The following is a 3,403-nucleotide window of genomic DNA, read 5'->3' as shown; positions in this document are numbered from 1 at the left end:
CACCAGGGCCACAATACCGGCCAGCAGGCCGACCGCGAAGAGCACGGCGCCCATCACGCCGAAGAACAGCATCGGCTTCCGCCCGAACCGGAGCTGGAACCACACCGACAGCAGGTCGAGTACGCCGACCGGGATCCGGCGCCAGGTGAACTTCGAGGTGCCGGCCCGGCGAGGGTAAAGTGGTACCGGCCTGGAGGTGAGGCGCCAGCCATCGGCCACCGCAATGACCACCATGTAGCGGTGCCAGTCCGGCCGCAGCGGCACGCTGCGCATGATCTCCTGGCGCCAGGCTTTCACCGAATTCAGGTCCTGGACCTGGACTCCGAACAACACTCGGCACAGGGCGTTGTAGATCCCGCTCACGAAGGCCTTTTCGTACTTCCCCTGTTTGGTGCCGGTGACGATGTCGGCCTGACCGTCGAGGATCGGGCGCACCAGGGCGGGAATGTCTTCGGGGAGATACTGGAGGTCCGCGGGATAGAACACCGACACTTCGCCCGAGGAGGCGTCGCCCGCGCTGCGCAGGGCATCGGCGATGCCCCGCTGGCGCCGATGGGTCACCACCTTGAGGAACCGGTGTTCCCCGGCGAGCCGGGCCAGTATGTCGGCGGTGCCGTCGCGGGAGCCGTCGTCGACCACGACGACCTCGAACGAGAAGCCTGCCGCGCCAAGCGCCTCGCCGCAGAGCCGGACGAATTCAGGGAGGTTCTCCGCCTCGTCCTTGGCCGGGACGAGCACGCTCACATCGACCCGCCCGCTCATACCCGCTTGCGCATCCGGGCGGGAAGAATGCCGAGCTGGTCGCGATACTTGGCGACGGTGCGGCGGGCGATCTGGATGCCCTGCTCCTGGAACAGATGCACGATCTGCTGGTCGGTGAGCGGCTTGGCCGGATCCTCCTCCTGAACCATCTTCTGGAGCTTGGCGCGGATGGACCGCGCGCTGGCATCTTCGCCGGAGGCAGTGGTCAGGGCGCTGGAGAAGAAGAACTTGAGCGGCAGTACGCCGCGCGGCGTCTGCACGTACTTCTCGTTGGTCACCCGGCTGACCGTGGATTCGTGCATGCTGATTACTTCCGCGACCTCGCGGAGGGTGAGCGGCTTGAGGTACTCGACGCCCTTCTCGAAGAAGGCCCGCTGCCGGTCCACGATGAAGTTCATGACCTTGAGCATGGTCTGGCGGCGCTGTTCGATGGCCTGGATCATCCAGTTGGCGCTGTTCAGCTTGTTGGCGATGAACTCGCGGTTCTCCTGGGTGAGCTTCTTCTTGTCCCGGGCGATGTCCTGGTAGGACCGGCTCAGCCGCAGCCGCGGCACCCCGCTGTCGTTGAGGCTGATGTGGTACTTCCCGTCGACCTTGTCGACGATGAGGTCGGGGATGATGTAGCCGTCGCTGCGGTTGGTGTGCTTGAGCCCCGGCTTGGGGTCGAACCGGGACAGCGTGTCGCCGGCGGCCTGCACCTTGGAGGGTTCGACCCCGAAGCGCTTGGCCAGCTCGTTCCAGCGGTGGGCGATCAGGTCGTTGAACGCCTCCGACACCAGCCGGTAGGCGAGAGTGTCGGTTTCTCCCGCCTCGCGCAGCTGGAGCGTGAGGCACTCCTGCAGGTTGCGGGCTCCGATGCCGGGCGGATCCAGCTTTTGAATCACGGCCAGCATCTGCTCCAGCTCGGCCAAGGTGAAGTACGGGACGCCGGGGATGTCTCCGCGGGGCTTGGGAACCGGCGCCTCGGCGGTCTTCGACTCGGCCGGCGCCGCCGGCGCGTCGGGGGAGGATTGCCCCTCGGGAAGCCCGATCCAGGTAGGGCCCGGCGCCAGCTCCGCGGGGGCCGGTGCGTCCTCCTCGGCTTCATCCTCGTCCGACTCGCCGGTGGGAGCGTCGCCCGCCCCGGCGGCGTGGCTCTCGAGGAGGAGATTGACCGAGTCGAGGATCTCCTCCAGCGGGGCGATCAGGTAGCCCTCGTCGCTGATATTGCCGAGGAATTCCTCGCTCAGGAGCCGCAGCCGGGGCGAGAGCTCCTGCATCTGGAGCTGCTCACGCAAGTGGTCGATCAGATCCTTGGTCTGCACCGAGACCGGCTCGACGTATTCCTGCTCTTCATACTGTTGCCGCATGCCGCCGGCATCGAATCCGTTGAGGAGGATCTCCTCCCAGTCGATTTCCTCTTCCTTTTCGGCCTTTTCCTTCTCCTTCTCTTTTTCCTTCTCGGCGGATTCCTTGCCCTCTTCCTCCTCCTCCGGCTCCAGGAGCTCGAGGAACGGGTTGACCAGCAGCTCCTGTTTCAGGTGCTGCTGCAGATCCATCATGGGCATGTACAGCATGTCCATGGCCTGGTAGAGCCGCGGGTTGATCCGCAGCTCCTGCCGCAGCCCGGTCTGCTGTGAGAGCCCGGTCTTCACGTGCCAGTCTCCATGCGGCTCCTGAGGCGGGCCGTCATCGTGGGCCCGAGATAAAGCTCGGCGACCTGGTCGTTGTATACCAGCTCCTGGACCGAGCCGGCGGCCCGGACCTCCCCCTCGTACATGATGTAGGCGCGATCGACGATCTCGAACATGTGCTCCACGCTGTGATCGGTGATGAGCACCCCGATACCCCGGTGGCGCAGGCCCGCCACGATCGTCTGGATGTCGTGCACCGCAATCGGATCGACCCCTGCGAACGGCTCGTCCAGCAGCATGAATTTGGGCTCGGTGACCAGGGCCCGGGTGATCTCCAGCCGTCGCCGCTCGCCGCCCGACAGGGAGTAGGCGTAGTTGGAACGGAGGTGTTTGATCGACAGCTCGTCCAGCAGTCGCTCGAGCCGCTCGCGGCGTTCCGGCCGGGACAGGGGCAGGGTCTCGAGGATCGCCATGACGTTCTGCTCCACCGTCATTCGGCGAAATACCGAGGGCTCCTGGGCAAGGTAACCGATGCCCGACCGGGCCCGCCGGTACATAGGCATGCCGGTCAGATCCTTCCCGTCGAGCGTGATGGTGCCGGCGTCGGGCCGAATCAACCCGGTGATCAGGTAGAACGTCGTCGTCTTCCCCGCTCCGTTGGGGCCGAGCAGCCCGACGATCTCGCCCTGGGCGACATCCACGGCCACGTCGTTCACCACCATCCGCCGCTTGAACGATTTGCGGAGACCGGTGGCCGTCAGCCGGCTGGCGCCGTTGCCGTTCCCGATCACCGAAGGACCCTCGGCCTGGACGGCTTGATGCCGACAGTATCAGGGCGAAGGGTGTCGACCTTCCCGGCCTTGGGCTGGAGCTGCAACCCGTCCACCTGCCCAGTCATGTCGACCTTCTCCACCTTGATCGAGTCACCCGCCTGCATGGTCAGGAGAATTCGCAGGGCCCGGGCGTAGTTGATCGAGGGCCGGCCCCCGGGGTTTCCCGCCCCTCCCATCCCATAGAACGAGGAGGCG

Annotated in this window: 4 protein-coding genes; all 4 read right to left on the bottom strand. The window is 65.9% G+C overall.

Features of this window, described 5'->3' with window-relative positions; translation table 11 throughout:
- On the bottom strand, positions 1-762 hold a 762-nt coding region (locus VFW45_14395), incomplete at its 3' end, for a glycosyltransferase family 2 protein (GenBank protein HEU5181975.1).
- Positions 759-2,396, bottom strand: coding sequence for an RNA polymerase factor sigma-54 (gene rpoN, locus VFW45_14390; GenBank protein HEU5181974.1), 1,638 nt, complete (start codon positions 2,394-2,396; stop codon positions 759-761). The genes VFW45_14395 and rpoN, both read right to left, overlap by 4 nt.
- The gene (gene lptB, locus VFW45_14385; protein HEU5181973.1) at positions 2,393-3,166 is read right to left on the bottom strand and encodes an LPS export ABC transporter ATP-binding protein; all 774 of its coding nucleotides are present in this window, start codon (positions 3,164-3,166) and stop codon (positions 2,393-2,395) included. Before lptB ends, rpoN begins: the two co-directional genes overlap by 4 nt.
- Positions 3,163-3,403 (bottom strand): hypothetical protein (locus tag VFW45_14380; protein HEU5181972.1); only part of this gene is annotated, 241 nt, incomplete at its 5' end. The genes lptB and VFW45_14380, both read right to left, overlap by 4 nt.

Source organism: Candidatus Polarisedimenticolia bacterium (assembly GCA_035764505.1).
Lineage (GTDB): Bacteria > Acidobacteriota > Polarisedimenticolia > Gp22-AA2 > AA152 > AA152.
This window is presented reverse-complemented; position numbering and strand designations above follow the sequence as displayed.